The sequence below is a fragment of the Exiguobacterium sp. N5 genome (genome assembly GCF_025842465.1).
GTDB classification, from domain to species: domain Bacteria; phylum Bacillota; class Bacilli; order Exiguobacteriales; family Exiguobacteriaceae; genus Exiguobacterium; species Exiguobacterium profundum.
On record NZ_JAPAEP010000001.1, the window covers coordinates 341345 to 365418 of the forward strand.

The 24074-nt window shown below is 46.9% G+C and carries 22 protein-coding genes; 16 read left to right on the forward strand and 6 right to left on the reverse strand.

All coding sequences use genetic code 11. The annotated features are described in order from the left end of the window. Window positions 1-13: 13 nt before the first annotated feature. The 5 genes from OKS35_RS01770 (at window position 14) to OKS35_RS01790 (ending at window position 5497) form a co-directional block, all read left to right on the forward strand. Entirely contained in the window at window positions 14-889 is an 876-nt protein-coding gene (locus OKS35_RS01770) for a LysR family transcriptional regulator (protein WP_074037386.1), read from the forward strand. Continuing rightward, window positions 889-2010 (forward strand): N-acetyldiaminopimelate deacetylase, encoded by a 1122-nt coding sequence (locus tag OKS35_RS01775; RefSeq protein WP_074037384.1) that lies wholly within the window; start codon window positions 889-891, stop codon window positions 2008-2010. The genes OKS35_RS01770 and OKS35_RS01775 overlap by 1 nt, the downstream gene beginning before the upstream one ends. 259 nt (window positions 2011-2269) lie before the next feature. Next, window positions 2270-3658, forward strand: coding sequence for a cytochrome ubiquinol oxidase subunit I (locus tag OKS35_RS01780; RefSeq protein ID WP_074037383.1), 1389 nt, complete (start codon window positions 2270-2272; stop codon window positions 3656-3658). 14 nt (window positions 3659-3672) lie between these two features. Further along, the gene (locus OKS35_RS01785) at window positions 3673-4704 is read left to right on the forward strand and encodes a cytochrome d ubiquinol oxidase subunit II (RefSeq protein ID WP_215244080.1); all 1032 of its coding nucleotides are present in this window, start codon (window positions 3673-3675) and stop codon (window positions 4702-4704) included. Between the two features lie 130 nt (window positions 4705-4834). After that, window positions 4835-5497 (forward strand): potassium channel family protein, encoded by a 663-nt coding sequence (locus OKS35_RS01790; RefSeq protein WP_015881252.1) that lies wholly within the window; start codon window positions 4835-4837, stop codon window positions 5495-5497. 78 nt (window positions 5498-5575) lie between these two features. On the opposite strand, the gene OKS35_RS01795 is transcribed toward OKS35_RS01790, so the two are convergent. Next, window positions 5576-6364, reverse strand: coding sequence for a Cof-type HAD-IIB family hydrolase (locus OKS35_RS01795; protein ID WP_201302237.1), 789 nt, complete (start codon window positions 6362-6364; stop codon window positions 5576-5578). A 200-nt stretch (window positions 6365-6564) separates the two neighbouring features. Between OKS35_RS01795 and rnjA the strand changes: the two genes are divergently transcribed. After that, window positions 6565-8232, forward strand: a complete 1668-nt coding sequence (gene rnjA, locus OKS35_RS01800; protein WP_215244079.1) for a ribonuclease J1 — start codon at window positions 6565-6567, stop codon at window positions 8230-8232. Between the two features lie 62 nt (window positions 8233-8294). Next, window positions 8295-9752 carry a phospholipase D family protein gene (locus OKS35_RS01805; protein WP_215244078.1) on the forward strand — a complete coding sequence of 486 codons (1458 nt, stop codon included), beginning with the start codon at window positions 8295-8297 and terminating at the stop codon, window positions 9750-9752. Between the two features lie 41 nt (window positions 9753-9793). Here OKS35_RS01805 and OKS35_RS01810 read toward each other — a convergent pair whose 3' ends face one another. Together OKS35_RS01810 and def are read right to left on the reverse strand one after the other, a co-directional pair. Then, window positions 9794-11419 (reverse strand): alpha/beta hydrolase, encoded by a 1626-nt coding sequence (locus OKS35_RS01810; RefSeq protein WP_074037380.1) that lies wholly within the window; start codon window positions 11417-11419, stop codon window positions 9794-9796. 1 nt (window position 11420) lies between these two features. Further along, window positions 11421-11960, reverse strand: a complete 540-nt coding sequence (gene def, locus OKS35_RS01815) for a peptide deformylase (RefSeq protein ID WP_214691101.1) — start codon at window positions 11958-11960, stop codon at window positions 11421-11423. A gap of 331 nt (window positions 11961-12291) precedes the next feature. Here def and pdhA point away from each other — a divergent pair, with 331 nt between their 5' ends. The 4 genes from pdhA (at window position 12292) to lpdA (ending at window position 17143) form a co-directional block, all read left to right on the forward strand. Beyond that, window positions 12292-13377 (forward strand): pyruvate dehydrogenase (acetyl-transferring) E1 component subunit alpha, encoded by a 1086-nt coding sequence (pdhA, locus tag OKS35_RS01820; protein WP_015881258.1) that lies wholly within the window; start codon window positions 12292-12294, stop codon window positions 13375-13377. 3 nt (window positions 13378-13380) lie between these two features. After that, entirely contained in the window at window positions 13381-14358 is a 978-nt protein-coding gene (locus OKS35_RS01825) for an alpha-ketoacid dehydrogenase subunit beta (RefSeq protein WP_074034993.1), read from the forward strand. Window positions 14359-14436: 78 nt separating this feature from the next. Next, on the forward strand, window positions 14437-15726 hold the full coding sequence (locus tag OKS35_RS01830) for a dihydrolipoamide acetyltransferase family protein (RefSeq protein WP_015881260.1): 1290 nt from the start codon (window positions 14437-14439) through the stop codon (window positions 15724-15726). Between the two features lie 4 nt (window positions 15727-15730). Then, the gene (gene lpdA, locus OKS35_RS01835) at window positions 15731-17143 is read left to right on the forward strand and encodes a dihydrolipoyl dehydrogenase (protein WP_015881261.1); all 1413 of its coding nucleotides are present in this window, start codon (window positions 15731-15733) and stop codon (window positions 17141-17143) included. Between the two features lie 20 nt (window positions 17144-17163). Here the strand turns inward: lpdA and aac(6') are convergent, their stop codons facing one another. Then, window positions 17164-17616, reverse strand: coding sequence for an aminoglycoside 6'-N-acetyltransferase (gene aac(6'), locus OKS35_RS01840; RefSeq protein ID WP_159562035.1), 453 nt, complete (start codon window positions 17614-17616; stop codon window positions 17164-17166). Between the two features lie 75 nt (window positions 17617-17691). Between aac(6') and OKS35_RS01845 the strand changes: the two genes are divergently transcribed. Then, complete coding sequence (locus tag OKS35_RS01845; protein ID WP_031421518.1) at window positions 17692-17997, forward strand: DUF3055 domain-containing protein; 306 nt, start codon at window positions 17692-17694, stop codon at window positions 17995-17997. 118 nt (window positions 17998-18115) lie between these two features. On the opposite strand, the gene OKS35_RS01850 is transcribed toward OKS35_RS01845, so the two are convergent. Continuing rightward, window positions 18116-19597 carry an aminotransferase class I/II-fold pyridoxal phosphate-dependent enzyme gene (locus tag OKS35_RS01850; RefSeq protein ID WP_214691100.1) on the reverse strand — a complete coding sequence of 494 codons (1482 nt, stop codon included), beginning with the start codon at window positions 19595-19597 and terminating at the stop codon, window positions 18116-18118. Window positions 19598-19756: 159 nt separating this feature from the next. Between OKS35_RS01850 and OKS35_RS01855 the strand changes: the two genes are divergently transcribed. The 3 genes from OKS35_RS01855 (at window position 19757) to OKS35_RS01865 (ending at window position 21778) form a co-directional block, all read left to right on the forward strand. After that, entirely contained in the window at window positions 19757-20023 is a 267-nt protein-coding gene (locus OKS35_RS01855) for a UPF0223 family protein (protein ID WP_031421520.1), read from the forward strand. 236 nt (window positions 20024-20259) lie between these two features. Continuing rightward, entirely contained in the window at window positions 20260-20448 is a 189-nt protein-coding gene (locus OKS35_RS01860) for a hypothetical protein (RefSeq protein ID WP_015881266.1), read from the forward strand. Between the two features lie 76 nt (window positions 20449-20524). Then, window positions 20525-21778, forward strand: a complete 1254-nt coding sequence (locus OKS35_RS01865; protein WP_264092370.1) for an inositol monophosphatase family protein — start codon at window positions 20525-20527, stop codon at window positions 21776-21778. A gap of 49 nt (window positions 21779-21827) precedes the next feature. Here OKS35_RS01865 and OKS35_RS01870 read toward each other — a convergent pair whose 3' ends face one another. After that, entirely contained in the window at window positions 21828-22004 is a 177-nt protein-coding gene (locus tag OKS35_RS01870; protein ID WP_031421524.1) for a hypothetical protein, read from the reverse strand. A gap of 163 nt (window positions 22005-22167) precedes the next feature. Between OKS35_RS01870 and typA the strand changes: the two genes are divergently transcribed. Continuing rightward, entirely contained in the window at window positions 22168-24012 is a 1845-nt protein-coding gene (gene typA / locus OKS35_RS01875; protein WP_015881269.1) for a translational GTPase TypA, read from the forward strand. Window positions 24013-24074: the final 62 nt, after the last annotated feature.

A 24074-nucleotide genomic window follows, 5' to 3' on the forward strand; every position in this document is an offset into this window, starting at 1 on the left:
AACAGGTGACGTGATGCAAGTTTCGGAAGTAGAAGTGTTAATTATTCTTGCGGAAGAATTGAATATGCGGAAAGCAGCCGAGCGGTTGTTTGTCTCACAACCAGCGCTCAGTCAACGGCTCGTGACCATCGAACATCAGTGGGGAAAGAAGATTTTCGTTCGCTCCACAAGAGGGCTCGCATTGACGCCAGATGGGGAGAAAATCATCGAGTTCGCCAAAAAGATGTACAGCGAAGAACAAGAACTGAGGGGTGAACTGACTGCCAACCAAGGGGAAGTGTACGGGACGTTGAAAATTGCCGTCGCCTCTATCATGGGACAATATTGGTTACCCAAGGTATTGAAGACGTTCGTTGAACGCTATCCGTCTGTCCGTGTCAAATTGGTCACCGGATGGTCGAGCGAAATGATGCGTTATATGCTCGAAGAGAATTTTCATATCGGAATCATTCGAGGGAATCCTGATTGGCGAGGAGAACGGATGAAGTTGTTCTCCGATTCCTTGCATTTGGTCGATCTAAAAATGACCGACCTCTCCCAACTAAAAAACAATGAGCGCTCGTTTATTCAATTCAAGAGTGACTCGACTTATTACCAGGAAATATTAGAGTGGTGGCAGGAACGGTTTTCGAGTCCACCTCTGACGACGCTGGTCGTCGATCAAATCGAGACATGCAAACAGATGGCGTTACACGGAATCGGGTTCGCGATTCTCCCTGAATCGACCATCAAAGATGTGAATGAGATGAATAAGATTCCATTGACGTCGTCGGGTGGTGTGCCACTCGTACGGGACACATGGATGCTTTCGACAGAATCGATGTTGGAGTTGGCGCAAGTTCAAGCGTTTTGGAAGATCGTTGAAGAAATTACGAAGGAGACTGAATGATGAATTGGGCAATTGAAGCGAGAAGACAGCTGCATTTAATTCCGGAAGCCGGATATGAAGAGTTCAAAACACAAGCGACACTTGAGCAATTGATTCGATCGCTCGATTCACCACGTGTTCACATCACACACTGGCGAACAGGTCTTTTCGTCCGGGTAGATGGTCTCGTCGGTGAGAAGACGATTGGATATCGAGCTGATATGGATGGACTGCCCATCACGGAAGAGACGGGGCTAGAATTCGCATCGATTCACGAAGGAATGATGCATGCATGCGGACATGATGTGCACATGTCGATCGCGCTTGGGTTAATTAAACGAGCGGTCGAGGAACCGCTTAACCATCACCTTGTCGTCTTTTTCCAACCGGCCGAAGAGGGCCCGGGAGGAGCCGAACCGATGGCGAAATCAGAATTGTTCTATCACTTCCGGCCGGATGCACTGTTCGGCTTGCATGTCGCGCCTGAATATCCTGTCGGCATGGTCGCTTCAAGACCGGGCGTGTTGTTTGCGAGTGCGCGAGAGCTTCATATCACCATTCATGGAAAAGGGGGGCATGGTGCTTTCCCTCACGCAGGGATTGACGCTGTTATCGTTCAGGCCGCCCTCATCATGCAACTGCAAACGATTGTGTCACGGAACATTGACCCGATGGGAAGTGCGGTCGTCAGTATCGGAAAAGTCGCAGCAGGAACGAAAGAAAATATCATCGCTGATACGGCCAAATTGGATGGGACGGTCCGTGCATTGTCCGACAAAGAAATGGTCGTGCTTGAAAGCCGGATTCGTCAAATCATTGCCGGTGTCGAGATGACGTATAACGTTCAGATTGACCTTGAATTTGGTAATCGCTATCACGAGGTCGTCAATGACGAACGTTACCTCTATCAATTCGAGGAAGCGGTGGAAGAGGTCGGCTATTCTTATAAAACGTGTGTCCCTGCCATGACGGGTGAAGATTTTGGATATATGTTGAAACAGGTCCCTGGATTCATGGTTTGGTTAGGCGTAAACGATATGGGATCAGGACTTCATCAATCGACACTCAACCCGGATGAACGTTCGATTGAAGTAGCCATCGATTTATTCGACCACTACTTCCGTAATGTCATGATTCAATAACACGAAGCGGTCTCGATTGAGTCCGCTTTTAGTGTGCCCGAAAAGGAGTGAACGAGGGTGAAAAAGGGAAACATTTATTCATGTAAAGCGACGATTTTGTGGCGATTGCTCAAATGTGAACATTTTGCGAACTCGAGCATTGAGACATTACAGCGCAATATAAAATCATTATGATGTAAGTATCGAAGGGTATTCATCTGTGATTGTCGTTTCATACATGGGTTCGAAGCGATAGAGAGAGATAGGAGGTAATCAATAGATGTTTCAAGATCCTGTCCTGATGAGTCGAGCATTGACGGCACTCACATTAGGTTTTCATGTGATTTTTGCCACACTCGGCGTCGGGGTTCCACTTTTAATTTTATTGGCAGAATTTTTAGGAATACGTAAAAAAGACCCGAAATACACGCTCATGGCTCGCCGTTGGTCGCGTGGCTATGTCGTGACGGTAGCAGTTGGGGTTGTGACAGGTACGGCCATCGGTCTGCAGCTTTCACTTCTCTGGCCGAATTTGATGCGCGTTGCGGGTCAAACGATTGCGCTCCCGCTTTTCATGGAAACGTTCGCCTTCTTCTTTGAAGCGATTTTCCTTGGTATTTACTTGTACACGTGGGATCGATTTAAAAATCCGTGGCACCACATGCTTCTCGGGATACCGGTTGCAGTCGGTGCATTGTTCTCAGGGTTCTTTATCACAACGGTAAACAGTTTTATGAACCAGCCTGTAGGGTTTGATATTGTCGATGGTCGATTGGCAAATGTCAGCCCACTCGAGGCGATGTTCAGTCCGGCTATGCCGACTAAAATGGCACACGTGTTGACTTCAGCTATTTTAACATCCGCGTTCATTCTAGCTGCGATTGCAGCCGTTCAGTTGTTACGTCAACGTCGAAATCAACTCGACAAGATGTCGATTGAATATCACAAGAAAGGTCTCCGTCTGACGATGACGGTCGCTTTGATCTTTGCGATTGCGACAGCGCTCGTCGGTGACTTCTCAGGTAAATATTTGGCTCAGTACCAACCAGATAAATTAGCCGCGGCAGAATGGCATTTCGAAACCTCCTCCGAGGCTGAATTGATTTTGGGTGGATGGTTAGAAGATGATGGTCAAGGTGGCTATGAAGTCCGAGGCGCCTTGAAGATTCCTTACGCGCTCTCTATTCTTGCAGGTGGAGTCCCGAACTACGAGGTGACGGGTCTCAATGAGTTTGCGAAAGAAGATCAACCGCCGCTCTTCGTTCACTATCTATTTGATGCGATGGTCGGAATTGGGATGCTTCTCGCACTCATCTCCTTCCTGTTTGTACTCGGCCGCTATATTAAACGTTTGAACCAGTTCAGCAAGCCGATGCTCTTTGCGATTGCAGCCGGTGGACCGCTAGCCATGGCAGCGATTGAGTTTGGGTGGTTCTTCGCTGAATTTGGTCGTCAACCTTGGGCGTTATATGAGTTAATGCGTACGAGTGAGGCAGCTACGACTTCAGCGAACGTCGGTTGGATGCTTGTCGCTTTCGCGATCCTCTACGCGGTACTTGGAACAGTGACTGTGGTTGTCCTATCACGCCTGTTCAAAGAGAATCCGGTAGGGAAAGAACTAAAACAATCCGAGCATCGTGGTGAAGCGATGTTTGCGGATGAAGTGTGATCGGAGGGTATGACATGCAAATTCAAGAATTAGGGATTGCCGTCTTATGGACGTTCCTATACGGCTATCTCATCGTCGCATCGATTGACTTCGGTGCAGGCTTCTTCGCTTTCTATAGCCGCTATACGAAACGTGATCACTTAGTGAACCGACTCGTCAAACGGTATTTGTCACCGACATGGGAAGTGACGAACGTATTCTTCGTTTTCTTCTTTGTCGGGATTGTCGGATTCTTTCCGGACACCGCTTATTACTATGGTACGGCATTGCTCGTTCCAGCGTCTGTCGTGTTAATTCTGCTTGCGATTCGTGGTAGTTTTTATGCGTTCGCTAACTATGGCTCAAAGGAAAGCACGCTCTATATGTTCCTTTATGGAGCGACGGGATTACTCATCCCAGCTTCGATGTCGACGGTACTGACTGTCAGCCAAGGAGGTTTCATCACGGAAACAGAGAACGGGGTCTTCTTTGACGGAGCGAAGTTGTTCACCAACTTCTACTCCTGGACGGTCGTCATCTTGGCGATTGTCTCCGTCCTCTATATTAGTGCCATGTTCCTCTTGTTCTACGCGGACAAGGCACGTGACCAAAATGCCGTAGAACTCGTTCGGAAATGGGCTCTATTCTGGAGCGTCCCGACGATTATCGCATCGGGTCTCGTCTTCTTTGGATTGAAGTCGCAAGCTGCGTGGCATTACGAAAGTATCCTAGGAGGGAACTGGTGGTGGTTTGCGATGAGCTTCTTGTTCTTCGTCATCGCCGTCTCCTTCGTGTATATGAAACGAAATTACGGGGTTGCCTTCTTGATGGTCATGGGACAGTTCTTCATGGCATGGTTCGGATACGGATATTCTCACTTACCTTACATCCTGTATCCGTACATCGACATTAATGGAAGTGTCGTCAACGAGTCGATGGCGGTGGCGCTTGTCATCGTGTTCATCTTAGGATTGCTCCTACTCGTTCCGGCACTCTACCTCTTGCTCCGTTTGTTCTTGTTTGACAACGACTACGTACGAGGGAAACGCTCGAGTGGAAAAGCATAATGGCGAGAACGGGATTTCCTTTATTTAAAGGGAATCCCGTTTTGTATTTTGTATAGAGTTTTGAAGTGGAATCAGTTACACTGAACGAAGAATCAAGAAGTGAACATGTGTAGGAAAGGGATGTAGCATCATGACAGGTGAATTTGCAGTCATCGGATTAGGACGATTTGGTGGGTCGATCGTCCGTGAATTGTCTTCAAATGGATATGACGTCCTCGCCATCGATTCAGATGAGGAGCGTGTCAATGAGTTTATGGGATTGGCAACCCATGCCGTGATCGCCGATACAACAGATGAAAATGTGTTGAAGAGTTTGGGGATTCGTAACTTTGAACATGTCATCGTCGCCATCGGGGAGAATATTCAAGCTTCTATTTTGACGACGTTGATTTTAAAGGAACTTGGTGTTCAAATCATCACGGTGAAAGCAACAAACGATTACCATGAAAAAGTACTTCGTCGAATTGGGGCAGACAATATCGTCCACCCGGAGCGTGACATGGGCGTTCGAATTGCGAATGGATTGATGAGCCAAAGTATCCTCGACTACCTCGAATTATCGAATGAACATTCGATTGTCGAAATAAAAGCATCGGACAAGTTATCTAACAAATCACTCATCGATTTGGACTTGCGGGCGAAGTACGGGGTGAACATCGTGGCGATTCGTCGCGATGATGATGTCCTGATTTCTCCTCAAGCGGATGAGATGATTTTATCGGAAGATATTTTGATTATCATCGGGAAGGATACCGATTTGGATAGACTAGAGCGTACACTTCGTTCGAGATAAAAAAAAGACCTTTGGAGCGATGCCGCGATCGTTGAATCGATTGATCCAACTCGACGGTTTGACTCCAAGAGGTCTTTTTTAAATGAGTTTCATCGCTTTCAAGCCGTACTCGATTCCATCTTCAAGGATGGATTTCGTGACAAAATCCGCCACGTCTTTCGTTTCGGTGCGACCATTGCCCATGGCGATTCCAGTACCTACATACTGAAGCATGGCCAAGTCGTTCAACGCATCTCCGAAAGCGTACGTATTCTCAAGACGGTAGCCATTGGTCTCAATAAAGTGACGGATGCCATCTGCCTTACTGGCCCCTTTGTTGATCACGTCCATTGCATGAGGATGCCAACGGATAAAATCGAACTCACGGTAGGCGTTGATATAATGATGCTCGTCTTCAGGCGTGCAATACAGTAACGTCTGATACACATCTTCTTCTGTATGGAAGTTCGGTTCGAATGAAGGAATCGGCATGTCGAGTTCACCGAGCGATTGTTTGACGATGGCATCATTCGGTCTTGAAGCACCACCACGGTCTTGTCCCAAATAGACGAGAGTATGATCATTTGAAGCGGCGTGCGTCGTCAATCGGCCGAGTGCATCTTTTGAAAGCGTGTTACGATAGACGATTTCACCTTTATGCACGACAATCTGACCGTTATAGCAAACAAGACTATCAATCCCGACACGTTCTGGGATATCGGATAGCATGGCCGGTCCTCGTCCCGTCGCGATGAATGTCTCGACGCCGTTTTCTCGCAATGCCTGAATTGCTGAAATCGTGGAAGGCGGTATATAACTACCTTCATGTAAAAGCGTGCCGTCAATGTCGAAGAAAACAACCTTTTGATCTTCCATTTGATTCACCATTCTTTCTCTTTATCTAAAAAATATGTTTTCTGAACCCACTAAAAGGATAACACGAAATAGGGAAACTACCACGAATATCACATCGTTAGTGAAATATTGTCATGATATGAGCTATAATGAAAAAAGAATCTTACGGGCATATTCGAGAATCACTTATGTTTCACATAGATGTATTAATAATTGAAGTAAGGAGAGATTAAATGAAGTTTGTTAAGAACCACCAAACAGCCGTGTTCGCATTGGGCGGACTCGGAGAAATCGGGAAGAACACATATGTTGTTCAATTCCAAGATGAAATCATCGTCATCGATGCGGGAATCATGTTCCCAGAGGATGACTTGCTTGGAATCGACTATGTGATTCCTGATTACTCGTACCTGATTAAAAACAAGGACAAAGTAAAAGGGGTATTCATCACTCACGGTCACGAAGACCACATCGGGGGAATTCCATTCTTATTGAAGCAAGTGCAATTGCCGATTTACGCGACGAAGCTCGCGCTCGGATTGATTAAAGTTAAACTTGAGGAGCATGGGTTGCTTCGTGAGGCGGAACTCCATGAGATTGATGAGGATTCACTCATCAAGTTCCGCAAGACGAGCATCTCGTTCTTCCGCACGACGCACTCGATTCCGAACTCACTCGGTGTCGTCGTCAAGACGCCACAAGGGAACATCGTCCATACGGGTGACTTCAAGTTCGACTTCACTCCGGTAGGTGAGCCGGCAGACCTCGCCAAGATGGCGGAAATCGGAAAAGAAGGCGTGCTTTGTCTCTTGTCCGATTCGACAAATGCAGAAGTGGAAGGCTTCACGATGAGTGAGAGCGTTGTCGGTGGGACGATTAGTGAAACGTTCCGGAAAGCGGATGGTCGAATCATCTTTGCAACATTCGCATCGAACATCTATCGCTTGCAACAAGTGGTCGATGCGTGTGCCGAGACAGGTCGCCATCTCATGATTTTCGGTCGTTCGATGGAGAAAGTCATGACGATTGGACAAGAACTCGGTTTCATCAACGTTCCGAAAGGGATGATCATTGAGGCGAATCAAATGCGTCACTACGACCCGAATGGAATCGCGATTCTTTGTACCGGCTCGCAAGGGGAACCGATGGCAGCGCTCAGCCGTATTGCGAATGGTACCCATCGTCAAGTGTCAATCATTCCTGGGGATACGGTCATCTTTTCTTCTTCTCCAATCCCAGGAAATGCCATCTCCGTCGGGAAGACGATTGACCAGTTGTATAAAGCGGGAGCGGATGTTGTCTACGGTAAGTTGACGAACATTCATACATCAGGTCATGGTTCGCAACAAGAGCAGTTATTGATGATTCGTCTGTTGAATCCAAAATTCTTCATGCCGATTCACGGTGAGTACCGCATGTTGAAAAAGCATGCTGAGCTTGCTGAATCGGTAGGAATCCCGAAAGAGAACAGTTTCGTTATGGATAATGGTGAAGTGCTTGCTGTCGACTCGGAGTCGGCTGCGGTCACTGGCAAAATTTCTGCGAACGCTGTGTATATCGATGGGAATGGAATTGGTGATATCGGGAATATAGTATTAAGGGATCGCCGAATTCTGTCTGAAGATGGACTCGTTGTCGTCGTCATCAGCATCGATGGCAAGACGCGCAAACTCGTCTCAGGACCAGATATCATCTCACGTGGATTCGTCTATATGCGTGAATCAGGTAGTCTGATTCGTGACGGCGAACGATTGTTGAAGAAAACCGTCGAACAAGGATTGTCCAATAAGCAGATGAAGTGGTCGGAGATGAAACAACTCGTCTCAGACACCCTTACACCTTATTTGGCACAAAAGACGCGGAGACACCCGATGGTCCTGCCGATTATTATGGAAGTATGATTTGACGGGCTGTAGGAGACTACGGCTCGTTTTTTTCACCAGCAAATGAGGAGGGGGAGCTTATGGCGAAGGAAAAGGGGAAGAAAGGGTGGCCGAAATGGGGAGCTGCAATCGTAGCGGTCATTTTTCTCATCACGCTCGTATATCATCAAGTCAAACCATTACCGGAAGGCGTGTCGAGACAATCTGAACCATATCTCATCACAGATGACCAAATCGATTTTCTCCACGATTTGACCTATCAAGGGGAAGATACGGAGATTGTCGAACAAGAGATATTTAGTGAAGTTGAACGAGCAATACGTGAGGCAAAAGAATACATCGTCATGGACTTTTTCTTATTCAATCCTTATTCGAATGAAGACCGACAATATCCGGACATCACATCGCGCCTGTCATCGACATTGCTTGAGCAAATGGAGCGATATCCGGACTTGAAAGTCGTTTTTATTACAGACGATATCAATACGACTTATAACGGGCACGTTTCCGACCACTTCGATGTACTGGAGGAGGCAGGGGTAGAAGTCGTGTACACAAATCTCGACGAACTTCGTGACCCAAATATTCTTTACTCCACGTTTTATCGAATGGCGCTTCAATGGTTCGGTGATAGTCAATCCGGCTGGTTGCCGAATCCGATGGCCTCTTCGGCACCGGACATTACGGTTCGTGCTTATTTGAGGTTGCTCAACATCAAAGCGAACCATCGGAAGGTGATGGTCACTGAAAATGAGGGATTTGTACTATCCGCCAATCCACATGACGCTAGCGGATACCACTCGAATGTCGGTGTCCATTTAAAAGGACCGATTTTAAAAGAAATCGTTGAAGGTGAGCAAGCGGTCGCGACGTTCTCGAAAGGAGATGCACGCCGATTCCCTGATGATGAAGCGTTGTCGAAGATTGAAAATGCGCCGAGTGAGGCACCAATGGAGATTCGTTACGTCACCGAAGGGAAAATTCAAGAATCAGTGCTCGATGCAATGAATGGGGCGGACGATGGAGACACCATTTGGATCGGAATGTTTTATTTGGCAGACCGGAATATCATCCAAGCAATCGAGGATGCCGCAGGGCGCGGGGTGACTGTGAACTTGATCCTCGATCCGAACACGAATGCGTTCGGTCGATCGAAATCAGGGTTACCGAACTTACCGGTGACGGCAGAACTGAACACCGTCAACCCGGAGCATATCGAGATTCGCTGGTATGATGTCGGTAAGGAACAATATCATCCAAAAATCCTCTATGTAGATGGTGAGGAGAAAACCGTTGTCTTAGGATCGGGGAACTATACGACCCGGAACATGAACGATTACAACCTAGAGGCAGACGTCGAAGTGACAGGAGAAGTGGATACAGCCTTCTTTGATGAGGTGGACGAGTATTTTAATCGTCTATGGAACAATGAGAACGGCGCGTATACGGTAGCATATGATGAGATTCAAACGGATCTCCCGCTCGGAAAGTATATGATGTATTGGCTCCAAAAAGTCACATGGACGATGACCTATTAAAAAACAGCTATCCTCAAAGTTTGGGGATAGCTGTTTTGACGTTAGTTCGTCTCGATTGGATTAAACTCATTCGTGTATTCATATAAGAATTTCCCGGTCTCTTTCAAGACGTCACTTTTACGGTGAAGCGAGAAATGGTCGTACGGCACAGTTTCTGTCTGAATGTTATTCGTATACTCTTCAAGTAACAGCGAACTTGCCGGCTCAATCAAATTGAATTCGCCACCTCGTCCAGAGAAGGAGAGTACCTGAACGGACCTCGGCCATGTCTCGAGTTTAGACTGGAATGCTTGCAGTCCGTCTGAGTTAGGGGACAAATCACGGATGGCAGGGCTTCCGGTATTAATGCCGAAGTTACTGGCAGATAAACCGAAGTTTGCAAGGCGCGTCCCGCCGAACGGGCTATCGAACGTCACAAACTTATCGACGATGTATGTCTCTTGATTCAGGATATAGTTGGCAGCGGCTACGCCACCCATGCTATGGCCAATGATATACATCCGATCGAATGATCGATTTCTCGTTTTTTTATATGTTTCAATGGCTGCATTCAACCACTTTGTCTGATTGTTTAAAGAAGCCTCTGCATCTTCGAACTCGATTCGGACAATCGGACGAGTTGAACTAAAATCATATATTTCACAGTCGGTCTTGCCTTTGACAGTCACGGTACAAAGCGCCCCGTCAGTCGCTTGACCACTTTGTTCCATCGCTTGAGAGAAGCGGAGGAACGTCCGGTCTGTCCCGAGTAGTCCATGAACTGCAAACGTAGGGATGAACTCATTCGTTTGAGAAGCTTGACGTATCGCCTCGGATTGACGCTCGTTCGTCAACTCTTGTCGGAAGGTGACGATGATGAGAGCAAGTGAAAGTGAGACGATCAACAGTCCGAGGAGACGTGAACGAATGGATGTCTCTTTTGGGTTGCCAACATTCCGACGATATTTGCGCCAAATGAAGTAAGTCAATACGGCCGCTGCAATCAGAACGATTCCCGTCACGATCCAAGCGTTGACGTTCGGTACATGGGCAACTAGCTTCACGTTATTTTGCCGACCGCCGTAGACTTGCCACTCGACATGTTTCATAGAACGGAGGTCTAGGCCAGTTCCATCCTCAACGAATACGCCGGTCGGAACAGTCAAGTTAAAGCGAATGTCGGCTTGGCGGATATATCGTTCAGCCAATTTTTTGGGGGAGCCGGTTAGTTCAACACCGGGTAAGTCGACCCGATCGAGTCGGAGGTCGAGATTGGTTTGGAGTGTATATGAATCAAACCAAATGCCTTCCTGTTGTTCGATGTCGAACTGAATATCCGGAGGGACTAAAATACCGGCTGGTCCCGTTTTCCATTCCTCTTTAATCTGTTGCAACTCGTCCACATTTTTAAATGTCTTCTTTAAGACCATGCCTTCGTAGTCATCAGGACTCGAATAATCTTCCGTCTCATATCCGTTCGCTTCTGCTTGCTCTTTCCACGTATCCCAGTCGAGTCTGAGATTGAGCAATTTCATGACTGGATGATCACGGAACGCGTAAGTCGTTTCAAGCGAAACAGATTGGTCATAGTGGACGGTCGCATCATAATTGATTCGCACACATCCACCGATTAAAAGAAATAAAAATGGGAATAGTAACAACAGTGCCCTTTTTCTCGAACTAAACATGTTAAATCGGTTCGCCGTATGTTTCTAACGGGTTCGACATATTGATCCGGTCATAGAACATGATCCCGTCTAAATGATCGAGCTCGTGCTGACATACGACAGCGCGCATTCCGCGCAGACGAAGCTTAATCGGCTTCCCCTCGCGGTCGAACCCTTCTAACGTGATTCGACGAAAACGAGGTACATTTCCTTTGACCACGCGATCGACCGATAGACAGCCTTCGCCGCCATTCAAAAATGTCTGTTCGACGGAATGACTTGTAATTTTAGGATTGAAGATGGAGAGTTTAAACGTCTCTTCCTCTTCTTGTAGCAATACTGTGAAGAAACGGCGATTTACACCGAGTTGAGGTGCGGCGATTCCGACACCACCTCGTAACTCGTATTTCTCGCTCATCTCTGGGTCTTGACTATTGACAAGAAACGTCTCCATCTCGTCGAGTAACGCCAAATCTTCTGTTGTTGGCGGAATCGAAACTTCGGCTGAACGCGCGCGAAGTCGCTCGTCTCCTTCGCGGATGACATCTTTCATGGTTAACATACACAACTTCCTTTCTATCGAACTTATATGATTGATTATATCATATTTAAACAGGAAGGAATGTGGATGGTACAGAAGGTGAAATGAAAATAATACAGTGGTGAAAAGGATGTCATATCCCTTGAATGTAAGCGTTTTATTTCGGTAAGCATATTTTTTGCGTTATTGAAACAACCCGTTTTATACTAACAAGGAAACGTCAGGAGAGGATAACTTTTCTGAATCACGTTAATACAGATTGCTTTTTTGGACAGATACACGTAAGATTTGAGATAGTGTTTGATCACAAAAAAGACAATTGTCTCATAGTTGAAAGGATGAGGTGAAACGAATGAACAACGTTCAGGTACTTCAAAACGTGGAAGAAAACTTCCAAACGTTCCGTATTCTCGACGAGAAGGGTGAGGTCGTCAACCAAGACGCAATGCCTGACCTAACGGACGAGCAACTTCAGGAACTCATGCGCCGCATGGTCTATACTCGAATCTGGGACCAACGCGCCATCTCACTTAACCGTCAAGGTCGCTTAGGATTCTACGCGCCAGTGGCAGGTCAAGAGGCGACGATGATCGGGACGCAATACGCGCTCGACAAAGAGGACTGGATCCTTCCAGGATACCGTGATATCCCACAACTCGTATTCCACGGACTTCCGCTTTATCAAGCGTTCTTGTTCTCACGTGGACACGTGGCGGGAAACCGCATCCCTGAAGGTGTCAACGTATTGATGCCACAAATCATCATCGGTGCACAAATCATTCAAACTGCGGGTGTGGCAATGGGCCTCAAACGCAACGGCAACAAAAATGTCGCCATTACTTACACAGGTGACGGTGGCTCATCACAAGGTGACTTCTACGAAGGATTGAACTTTGCAGGTGCATTCAAATCACCAGCAATCTTCGTCGTTCAAAACAACCGTTTCGCTATCTCAACTCCTGTTGAAAAGCAAACTGCAGCTAAAACGATCGCGCAAAAAGCTGTTGCAGCTGGAATCAACGGAATTCAAGTAGATGGAATGGACGTTCTTGCAGTGCTCGCAGCGACTCAACAAGCTCGCGTCGACGCACTCGAGGGAACACCGACACTTATCGAGTCACTCACTTACCGTTACGGACCACATACGCTCGCTGGGGATGACCCAACACGTTACCGTACAAAAGAACTCGACACAGAGTATCAAGAAAAAGATCCACTCGTACGTTTCCGTCTCTTCCTTGAGAACAAGAAACTCTGGAACGAAGACATGGAGAACGAAGTGATCGAGCAAGCGAAAGCTGACGTGAAAGAAGCAATCAGCCAAGCAGACAAAGAACCAAAACAAAAAGTTTCGGACTTCATCAACAACATGTTCGAAGAACTTCCTTCAAACTTGAAAGAACAGCTTGAAGAATATACTGCAAAGGAGTCGAAGTAAGTTATGGCTCAAATGACAATGATCCAAGCGATTACTGATGCGATGCGCGTTGAAATGAAACGCGACGAGAAAGTACTTCTTTTCGGAGAAGACGTTGGTAAAAACGGTGGGGTATTCCGCGCGACGGAAGGTCTCCAAGACGAGCTCGGCGAAGACCGTGTCTTCGACACGCCACTCGCTGAATCAGGGATTGGTGGTCTTGCGATCGGTCTAGGTCTTACTGGATTCCGTCCGATTATGGAAGTTCAATTCTTCGGATTCGTATTCGAAGTTTTCGACTCAATCGCAGCTCAAATGGCACGTATGCGTTACCGTTCAGGCGGCGCTTACAGCCAACCAATCACAATCCGTTCACCATTCGGTGGTGGAGTTAAGACACCTGAGCTTCACGCGGACAGCCTTGAAGGCTTGATGGCTCAGACACCTGGTCTTAAAGTTGTTATTCCATCAACTCCTTACGATGCAAAAGGTTTGTTGATCGCGTCAATCCGTGACAACGACCCAGTCGTGTTCCTCGAGCACATGAAATTGTATCGTTCATTCCGTGGCGAAGTACCTGAAGGTGATTACACAATCGAACTCGGTAAAGCAGATGTGAAACGTGAAGGTACAGACGTTTCAATCATCACTTACGGTGCGATGGTGCATACTTCACTTAAAGCAGCGGAAGAACTTGAAAAAGAAAACATCAACGTTGAAGTAATCGACCTCATGACAGTGAGCCCGCTTGATATCGACACAATCGTAGAGTCTGTTAAGAAAACAGGTCGTGCGATCGTCGTTCAAGAAGCACAACGTCAAGCAGGTATCGCAGCGAACGTTGTAACTGAAATTCAAGAGCGCGCAATTCTTCACCTCGAAGCACCAGTTCTTCGAGTAACTGCACCAGACACAGTCTTCGCATTCGCACAAGGTGAAGACATGTGGTTACCTGACCATAAAGATGTCGTTGCAAAAGTTAAGGAAGTTGTGAACTTCTAAGATCGTGTCGAATAAACGATGAGGGAGAATTGTCTCCCTTGTCGTGTTTACATGATGAATTGATGGGAGGAAAAACCAGTGGCAGTATTTGAATTTAAATTACCAGATATCGGTGAAGGTATTCACGAAGGTGAAATCGTCAAGTGGTTCGTAAAAGCAGGGGATACGGTCAAAGAGGACGATGTTCTTTTAGAAGTACAAAACGACAAAGCAGTCGTTGAAATCCCAGCTCCAGTCGACGGTACAGTCAAAGAAGTTAAAGTTTCTGAAGGTACAGTTGCTGTAGTCGGCGACGTCCTCATTACGTTTGACATCGAAGGCGACGCACCAGCAGGTGAAGAAGAAACACCTGAACAACCGAAAGCAGAAGAGAAGACAGAAGACGTAAAAGAAGATGTGAAAGAAGACGCGCCACGCGACGTTCAACTTCACAAATCTGAGCGTGTTATCGCTATGCCATCTGTCCGTAAATATGCACGTGAAAAAGGTGTCGACATCCGTGAAGTAAACGGTTCTGGCGACAACGGCCGTGTATTGAAAGAAGACATCGATGCATTCGCGAACGGCGAAGCACCGTCTGCAGAAGCTACAACAGAGAAAACAGAATCTGTAGCACCAGCAGCAGCTGCGAAAACGGAAATCAAGCCTTACGAGTCAGCGACTCCTGAACTTGAAACACGTGAGAAAATCCGTGGAATCCGTAAAGCCATCTCGAAAGCTATGGTTAACTCGAAACACACTGCACCACACGTTACACTCATGGACGAAGTCGACGTTACAAAACTCGTTGCACTCCGTAAAGATTTCAAACAAGTCGCGGCTGACCAAGGCGTGAAACTCACGTACTTGCCATTCGTCGTGAAAGCATTGACTGCTGCAGCGAAAGCATTCCCAACAATCAACGCTTCAATCGATGACGTGAACGAAGAAATCGTCTACAAAAACTACTACAACATCGGGATTGCAGCTGACACGGACAACGGACTTGTTGTACCAGTCGTAAAAGATGCAGACCGTAAATCAATCTATGCACTTGCTACAAACATTAACGAACTTGCAGGTAAAGCTCGTGAAGGTAAGCTCGCTGGGGAAGACATGAAAGGCGGATCGATCACAATCACAAACATCGGTTCAGCTGGTGGACAATGGTTCACACCTGTCATCAACCACCCAGAAGTTGCGATTCTCGGTATCGGCCGTATCGCTGAGAAAGCTGTCGTGAAGAACGGTGAAATCGTTGCTGCGCCAGTACTTGCACTTTCATTCAGCTTTGACCACCGCCTCATCGACGGTGCGACTGCACAAAACGCTCTTAACATGGTGAAACGCTTGCTCGAAGACCCAGCACTTCTAATGATGGAGGGATAAGAACATGGTAGTAGGAGAATTCGCACAAGAAACTGATTTGCTTGTCATCGGTGCCGGTCCTGGTGGATACGTTGCCGCAATCCGTGGCGCACAGCTCGGAATGAAAGTAACTATCGTTGAGAAAGGCAACTTCGGTGGTGTCTGCTTGAACGTCGGATGTATCCCATCGAAAGCGTTGATCACAGCAGGACACAACTTCCAACACGCTAAAGGTCATGATTCAATGGGAATCACGTCTGACAACGTGTCAGTGGACTTCACAAAAGTTCAAGATTGGAAACAGTCAGTCGTTAACAAATTGACTGGCGGTGTTAAAGGTCTCCTCAAAGGAAACAAAATCGAGATCGTTCAAGGTGAAGCGTTCTTCGCGTCTGAAGACACAGTTCGTGTCATCACTGAAGACAGCTCAACTCCTTACAAATTTAAAAAAGCGATTGTCGCGACTGGTTCTACACCAATCGAGATCCCATCGTTCAAATGGTCTAAACGCGTCCTTTCTTCAACTGGCGCTTTGGCACTTCCTGAAGTACCGAAGAAACTCGTCGTTATCGGCGGTGGATACATCGGTATGGAGCTCGGTACTGCATACGCTAACTTCGATACAGAAGTTGTCGTTGTAGAGGGCGCTAGCGACATCTTGTCTGGTTTCGAACCACAAATGACGCAAATCGTTAAGAAGAAACTCAAGCAAAAAGGGAACGTCACGATCCACACGAATGCACTTGCTAAAGGTGTTGAAGAAACGGAAGACGGCGTAACCGTTAAGTTTGAAGTAAACGGTGAAGAACAATCTGTTGAAGCGGACTATGTCCTCGTCACAGTTGGTCGTCGTCCAAACACAGGTGACATCGGTCTTGAGAACGCGGACGTTAAAATCAGCGACCGCGGAATCATCGAAATCGATGACCAGTGTAAAACATCGAACGAAAACATCTATGCAATCGGTGATATCGTTCCTGGACCACCACTTGCACACAAAGCATCTTACGAAGCGAAAATCGCAGCGGAAGCAGCAGCAGGTAAGCCAGCTTACCTCGACTACTCTGCAATCCCTGCAGTCGTCTTCACAGATCCTGAGCTCGCAACGGTTGGTTACACAGAGCCACTCGCAAAAGAAGAAGGACTCGAAATCACAGTTTCGAAATTCCCATTTGCAGCGAACGGTCGTGCACTTGCACTTGACGAGCCAGACGGCTTCATGAAGCTCATCACACGCAAAGAGGACGGTCTCTTGATCGGTGCTCAAATCGCGGGTACTGGCGCTTCAGATATGATTGCTGAGCTTGGTCTTGCAATCGAGGCTGGTATGACTGCTGAAGATATCGCACTTACAATCCACGCTCACCCATCACTCGGTGAGATGGCAATGGAAGCTGCTGAAATCGCAATGGGTATGCCAATCCACGTCGTAAAATAAGAATACTCATAAAAGCTCTCTCACTTTTCGTGAGAGAGCTTTTTCATGTAGGTGACGACACGCTCGACTTCCTTGAATCCAATTTTCTCGTGAAAGCGTTGACTGTCCTCGTTTTCAAGCTCGGTATCCGATGCCAGTTCGATACAACCATGACGCGCCGCGAAGGTCGACGCAGCATCGACCAAACGAGAGGCAACACCTCGATGACGCTCTGATTCAATGACATAGATTCCTTCCATATAGGCGGTCGGTGACGTGCTAGAACCTGGCACGTAGTCATGTCGGAAACTGAGCTGACAAAAACCAACTGCCTCCCCATGTTCATTTGATGCGATGAAATAATGCATCTTTTTTGAGGCGAGACCGAGTTTGACTTCCATTCGTAATTCTTCAATAGGGGCATCTGGCCATAGGTCGTGCATGAACTGGACAAGAGTTTCAACGTTTAACTCCGTTGCATAATCAATCTTCATTGTCATTCTCTCCTTAGGTTTCATACTAGTAGTATAAAGGAAAATACATGTGAAGAGAGAAGGGAGGGAATCCTGATGGCATTCGATGAGGAGTTATTATACACCGTATCCGAGACGAGTCGTGTCCGATTTACCGGTATTGAAACAGAAGCCGCTCGTTATGATTTTGGTTTCGTTTATACACAGCAATTCATGGGCAAGGTGTTAGTCGTCTGTATGCAAACGGGTCAATCGGCCCTTCTTGATTTGCATGCGCTAGAAGAGCCACGTCAATTGTATCCGATGCTTGGCATTAACTTGAACGACACGGAACACGTCGCTGAATTTTTACGACTTTGCTTGGTCGAAAAAACACAAGCATCTGAAGAAATTGATACTTGAAAAAATGTAAGCGTTTTCTTATAATAAGCACTAGGGGAAGCAATTCGATCATCTACAGCCACCTTTTCTGAGATGACATAAAAAATGAGCCGGTCACGATGACCGGCTCATTTTTTATTTAGCGAATCGCTTTTGTTTGTTGGATGACTTTAATCATTTGCAGTGACTCATCTTCAAGACCTTGAACCGGAAGACCCGCTTCAATGTTGGCCATGATGTACTCGAGTGTCGAAGTCGTAATCAATTCGCCTGGAATGATGATCGGAATCCCTGGCGGATACACCATAATGAATTCCGCTGAAATACGGCCGACTGCGTTTTCGAGAGGAATCGTTTCCGTCTCTTCATAAAACGCATCACGAGGGCTGAGCGCAAGAGGTGGAATCTCTGGGAGCATGATCGATAGTGAATCGTTACCAGACTTCTGATAAACGGAGACGACGTCTCGCATCGCTTCAATCAATGCTTGAATCGTGGACTCATCATCCGCTGATGTGACGATAAAGAGCACATTCAATAAATCGGACATCTCGACTTCGATACGGTGTTTGTCCCGAAGAAATTTCTCGACTTCAAATCCTGTTATTCCAAGTTCGCGCACGGATACGAGTACTTTCGTTTCGTCGAGCGCGTATGTCGATTCAGAATGCAATTCGGCATGACCGTATACTGACAAGTTAGGCATGTGGTTGATTGCTGTACGAGCCGTTCTCGCAAGCTCAAGTGCACGTTCATTCATCATGTGTCCCTTTGTCGCTAACTGTCGACGTGCCGCGTCGAGAGAAGCGAGGAGCAAGTAGGACGTCGAAGTCGTTGTAATCATGGAAAGCATCGCATGAATTCGTTCTGGCGAGACGAGACCGCGGCGTACGTTCAAAATCGAACTGCCTGTCATTGAACCACCAAGCTTGTGTACACTCGTCGCCGCCACATCTGCTCCCGCTTGCATCGCCGAGAGTGGGAGTTCATCGTGAAAAGGGAGATGAACGCCGTGTGCCTCATCGACAAGTACAGGAACGTCTTGCTCATGAGCGACAGACACGATACGCTCTAAATCACCTGCGACACCGAAATAAGTCGGATTAATGACGAGAACGGCTTTTGTGTCCGGGTGAAGTTCAAGTGCGCGTTCTACGGCACTAGCTGTGATTCCGTGGGCGATGCCGTATGTTTCGTCAAATTCCGGGTGGATGAAGACCGGATGAGCACCCGTTAAGACGAGCGCGGACATGACGGATTTATGGACGTTCCGTGGCACAATGATTTTTTCATTCGGGCCAACGACACCCATGATCATAGCCATGATGGCACTCGATGTTCCCTGGACAGAGAAAAAGGTCTCGTCAGCACGGAACGCCTCTGCCGCCAAGCGTTCCGCTTCAGCGATTGCCGCTTTTGGATGATGGAGGTCATCGAGTGGGGCAATGTTAATCAAATCAATTTTTAGGGCGTTTTCACCAATAAAGTCACGAAACTCTGGGTCCATCCCTTTTCCGCTTTTATGACCAGGAATGTGGAACGCAATCGGGTTTGAGTCGACATGTTCAAGCAACGTGTCAAATAGTGGCGTTTCGAGCTGAGTAGCACCTTTTAATTTCAATCGTAAATCCCCCTTGAATCAGTTTATTTATAAGATGAATAGTATCGTTATGATATATGTTGTTTTTAAAAAAAGAAGCAACAAAAAAACTATAGAGATTTCTGGCTCAACTTGCAATAGTTTTTTTTGTTGTTACAATGGGTGTCGAGGTGAAACAATATGCAAATTAACTATCCGATCAATCCGGATTGGACGACAGACGAATTGATTGAAGTCGTCGAGTTTTATAACGTTGTCGCACAAGCCAATGAAGGTGGAGTCGAACGAGAGGTTTTTCTCGATTCCTATCGTGCCTTCAAGCAAATCGTAACATCTAAGTCGGAGGAGAAACAACTGAACGCGGTTCACGATGAGCAGACGGGCTATTCCACATATCGTACGGTTCAGGCGGCAATGAAGTCCTCGAGTAAAATGATTAAACTGTAAGACCGAGCATGCCCGAGCAAATTCAGGCATGCTTTTTTGTTATTTCTCCTATAAATCGGGTACAGTTCATTAACACCAAATCAGGTTTAGGGACCTCGGAATTGGGAATATATCCATTAAGATAAAAAATTCAAAATAGTCAGACAATTCTCTTTCTTTTTCGAATTTTATCTGATATACTCAATTCAACTCACTAAACCGTAACTTGTAGCCCAACAAAAGGAGTGTGGCATCTTATGAAACAAGTGATTGAGGCATTCAAAAGAAAAGACGCAGAAAAACGGATCCCGGTGCTGCGCTTAGAGATTGATTATGAATTGGCAACCCTCTTCGATGCGATGGCGTCACAAGATGATGCTACAGTTCAGGCTAGCAAGCATCGGTTAGAGAAGTACCGCCAAGAATTATTGCGTCTCGAAGCCTAACCATTACACACATTCAACCAGTATTCCGAGCGGATACTGGTTTTTGTTTGGTACAATACAGTTGAGGTGATCACAGATGATAGAATGGTTTGCAGTCGACTTAATCAAACATGCGGGAGAACTGATTCGTCGCGAGATTGATCAAAGTTATGAAGTGGAACGAAAGACGGGAAAAGGGGACTTGGTCACTGAAATCGACCGCGCGGTGGAACAACTGATTGTCCGTCGAATCCAACAAACATTTCCGGAACATCAGATTATGGGGGAAGAAGGGACGACAGATCAGCCAGAACAATTGACCGGTACCGTCTGGTTTGTCGACCCGATTGATGGGACGTTAAATTTTATTCATCAAAAACGTATGTTTGCCATCTCCATCGCGATCATGATAGATGGGGTCGTGGAATATGGATTCGTCTATGACGTCATGGCGGATGAGATGTTCATGGCGCGGAAAGGATACGGGGCGACATTGAACGGTCGGACATTGACGACTCTTCATGAACATCATGTTCGAGACGCATTTTTAAGTATGAATGCGACGTGGGTCACGCCGAACCACCAGATTGCCCCGGAAATACTCGCTCCGATTGTACGGGACTCGATTGGAACGCGAGCTCATGGTGCTGCATCGCTTGAATTAGCCTGGCTTGCTGCCGGCCGCGTGGACGGCTACATCACCATGCGTAATATGCCATGGGATTATGCTGCTGGAAAGTTACTCGTTGAAGAGGTAGGTGGGCGTGTCGTTTCCTTATATGGTGAGCCGATTCGGTATGACGGAAAAACATCTGTCTTGGCTGGGAGCGATTCATTTGTCAATGACGTCATCAAACATTACGTCATCGCAAAAGGGGTCACGGCTGAAGTAAAACCGGACTTACACATCGTGGAACATGATTCGTATGAAGAAATCCGCGACTTACTCGTCTTGGCGAATCCGAATGAAGCGATGGTCCGAGAACAATTCGAGGAAGGTCGTACGTACAAAGCGTTACTCGGTAGTGAGATTGTCGGTGCGTATATGCTCGTTTCACACGAAGGCGATCGGGTTGAACTCGTCAATATCGCAGTGAAACCCGAACGTCAAAACCAAACGATTGGTCAACGCTTGTTACAAGACGCAGTGAAGCGGGCCACGATGATTGGTGGGAAAGAACTACTCGTCTGTACAGGAAATTCAAGCATCATGCAGTTGCGTTTTTACCAACAAGCCGGATTCCGATTCGATTCAGTGGAACGCGATTATTTTCGTAATCACGGGTACGATGACATTGAAGAAGATGGGCTCGTTTTACGCGACCGCATCTGCTTGACTCGTCAGCTATAAAAGCAAGTTAAAAGGGTTACTCCGACATGATCCCGGAGTAACCCTTTTTTTATGATTGACGTTCTGAAAGAATGCGGCGACGCAATTGAATACCAAAGAATGTCGCTACGCCACTTAACACGAGGCTTCCCAAGATAATGGCGGCGCTCCCCTCGGCCACCCCGATTCCAATGCCGACGAATCCTGCGACAACGGCCGTTGCGATCAATACAAACATTAGCTGCATGGAGGTTCCTCCTTATTTTCTCTTCTCTTCCCTATTGTATGATAAAAAACACGAGATGAAAACGTTCACAGTCGATTCCACTCGACAAAGGTACTGTGACGTGTGCTATACTCTTAAAGTTGAAGAAAAGTTGAAATTTTTTAAATAAGAGAGGAATAACTACATGAACGTAAGAACAAACCTTCGTAACGTAGCCATCATCGCGCACGTTGACCACGGTAAAACAACGTTAGTCGATGAATTATTGAAACAGTCTGGTACTTTCCGGACGAACGAGGCAGTCGCAGAACGCGCGATGGACTCGAACGATATCGAGCGTGAGCGCGGAATTACGATTCTCGCAAAAAACACAGCAATCGATTATAAAGAGACTCGCATCAACATCGTAGATACACCAGGTCACGCAGACTTCGGTGGAGAAGTTGAGCGAATCATGCGTATGGTAGACGGCGTTATTCTTGTTGTCGATGCGCGTGAAGGCTGTATGCCACAAACTCGTTTCGTATTGAAAAAAGCACTCGACCAAGGACTTCGTCCGATTGTCGTCGTCAACAAAATCGATAAGCCGATGGTTCGTCCACTCGACGTTGTCGATGAAGTTGTTGATCTCTTGATCGACCTTGGCGCAGATGAAGATCAACTTGAATTCCCTGTCGTCTATACATCAGCAGTCAGCGGTTCAAGTTCGTTCGATCCTGACCCAGAAAAACAAGAAGATACAATCACTCACGTACTCGACACGATTCTCGAAAACACGCCGGCTCCAGTGGACAACTCAGACGAGCCACTTCAATTCCAAGTGACGATGCTCGACTATGACAACTACCTCGGCCGTATCGGCGTAGGTCGCGTCTTCCGTGGGAAAATCAAAGTCGGTGAGCAAGTATCGCTTTGTAAGACAGACGGTACGGTGAAGCAACTTCGTGTCACGAAATTGTTCGGTTACTTCGGCCTCAAGCGCGTCGAAATCGAAGAAGCAAAAGCAGGTGACTTGATCGCTATCGCCGGGATGGAAGATATCAACGTCGGTGAAACGGTAACGCCAGTCGGTAAAGAAGAGCCACTTCCGCTCCTTCGCATCGATGAGCCAACGCTTCAAATGCGTTTCATGACAAACAACTCTCCATTCGCAGGACGTGAAGGCGATTTCGTGACGGCACGTAAAATCGAAGAGCGTTTGATGAAACAACTCGAGACGGACGTTTCACTCCGTGTCGAAAACACAGATTCACCAGACCAATGGATCGTATCAGGACGCGGTGAGCTTCACCTCGGGATCTTGATTGAAAACATGCGTCGTGAAGGTTACGAGCTCCAAGTATCAAAACCACAAGTTATCATCCGCGAAGACGAAAGCGGCACAAAAGTTGAGCCGTTCGAGCGTGTCATCATCGACGTACCTGAAGAGTACACAGGTTCAGTCATGGAATCGATTGGTCTCCGTAAAGGTGAGCTTGCGAACATGAACACGAATGACAACGGTCAGACACGTATGGAATTCCTCGTGCCATCACGTGGTCTTATCGGTTACCGTAACGAATTCTTGTCAGCGACACGTGGATACGGAATCTTGAACCATACGTTCGAAGAGTACCGTCCATATATCGCTGCTGATATCGGTGGTCGTCGTAGCGGTGTTATGGTTTGTATCGAAAACGGGAAGTCGACGGCCTACTCAATCGGTGCCCTTGAAGACCGTGGGACAATCTTTATCGAGCCAGGTACAGATGTGTATGAAGGAATGATCATCGGGGAATGTAACCGTGATGTTGACCTTGCCATTAACGCTGTTAAAGGGAAACAATTGACGAACATGCGTGCTTCTGCAAAAGACTCGACACAAGTCTTGAAACGTCCGCGCGTCTTCTCACTTGAAGAGTCACTCACGTTCTTGAACGATGACGAGTACTGTGAAATTACACCGGAGTCGATCCGTCTCCGTAAGAAAATCTTGAACAAGAACGAACGCGAGAAAGCAGACAAGCGTCGTAAACTTGGTAAAGAATAAGTTATAAGAAAGGGGACGCTTCGGCGTTCCCTTTTGCATGGAATAGTGTAGAATGGATGTGT

Coding starts and splice junctions, on each gene's coding strand:
- OKS35_RS01860 (WP_015881266.1), top strand. CDS start 20,260: ATGAAACAAGTGATTGAGGCATTCAAAAGAAAAGACGCAGAAAAACGG.
- lpdA (WP_015881261.1), top strand. CDS start 15,731: ATGGTAGTAGGAGAATTCGCACAAGAAACTGATTTGCTTGTCATCGGT.
- typA (WP_015881269.1), top strand. CDS start 22,168: ATGAACGTAAGAACAAACCTTCGTAACGTAGCCATCATCGCGCACGTT.
- OKS35_RS01770 (WP_074037386.1), top strand. CDS start 14: ATGCAAGTTTCGGAAGTAGAAGTGTTAATTATTCTTGCGGAAGAATTG.
- OKS35_RS01790 (WP_015881252.1), top strand. CDS start 4,835: ATGACAGGTGAATTTGCAGTCATCGGATTAGGACGATTTGGTGGGTCG.
- OKS35_RS01870 (WP_031421524.1), bottom strand. CDS start 22,004: ATGCAGCTAATGTTTGTATTGATCGCAACGGCCGTTGTCGCAGGATTC.
- OKS35_RS01805 (WP_215244078.1), top strand. CDS start 8,295: ATGGCGAAGGAAAAGGGGAAGAAAGGGTGGCCGAAATGGGGAGCTGCA.
- OKS35_RS01825 (WP_074034993.1), top strand. CDS start 13,381: ATGGCTCAAATGACAATGATCCAAGCGATTACTGATGCGATGCGCGTT.
- OKS35_RS01785 (WP_215244080.1), top strand. CDS start 3,673: ATGCAAATTCAAGAATTAGGGATTGCCGTCTTATGGACGTTCCTATAC.
- OKS35_RS01775 (WP_074037384.1), top strand. CDS start 889: ATGAATTGGGCAATTGAAGCGAGAAGACAGCTGCATTTAATTCCGGAA.
- rnjA (WP_215244079.1), top strand. CDS start 6,565: ATGAAGTTTGTTAAGAACCACCAAACAGCCGTGTTCGCATTGGGCGGA.
- pdhA (WP_015881258.1), top strand. CDS start 12,292: ATGAACAACGTTCAGGTACTTCAAAACGTGGAAGAAAACTTCCAAACG.
- OKS35_RS01810 (WP_074037380.1), bottom strand. CDS start 11,419: ATGTTTAGTTCGAGAAAAAGGGCACTGTTGTTACTATTCCCATTTTTA.
- OKS35_RS01855 (WP_031421520.1), top strand. CDS start 19,757: ATGCAAATTAACTATCCGATCAATCCGGATTGGACGACAGACGAATTG.
- OKS35_RS01845 (WP_031421518.1), top strand. CDS start 17,692: ATGGCATTCGATGAGGAGTTATTATACACCGTATCCGAGACGAGTCGT.
- OKS35_RS01795 (WP_201302237.1), bottom strand. CDS start 6,364: ATGGTGAATCAAATGGAAGATCAAAAGGTTGTTTTCTTCGACATTGAC.
- def (WP_214691101.1), bottom strand. CDS start 11,960: ATGTTAACCATGAAAGATGTCATCCGCGAAGGAGACGAGCGACTTCGC.
- OKS35_RS01780 (WP_074037383.1), top strand. CDS start 2,270: ATGTTTCAAGATCCTGTCCTGATGAGTCGAGCATTGACGGCACTCACA.
- OKS35_RS01865 (WP_264092370.1), top strand. CDS start 20,525: ATGATAGAATGGTTTGCAGTCGACTTAATCAAACATGCGGGAGAACTG.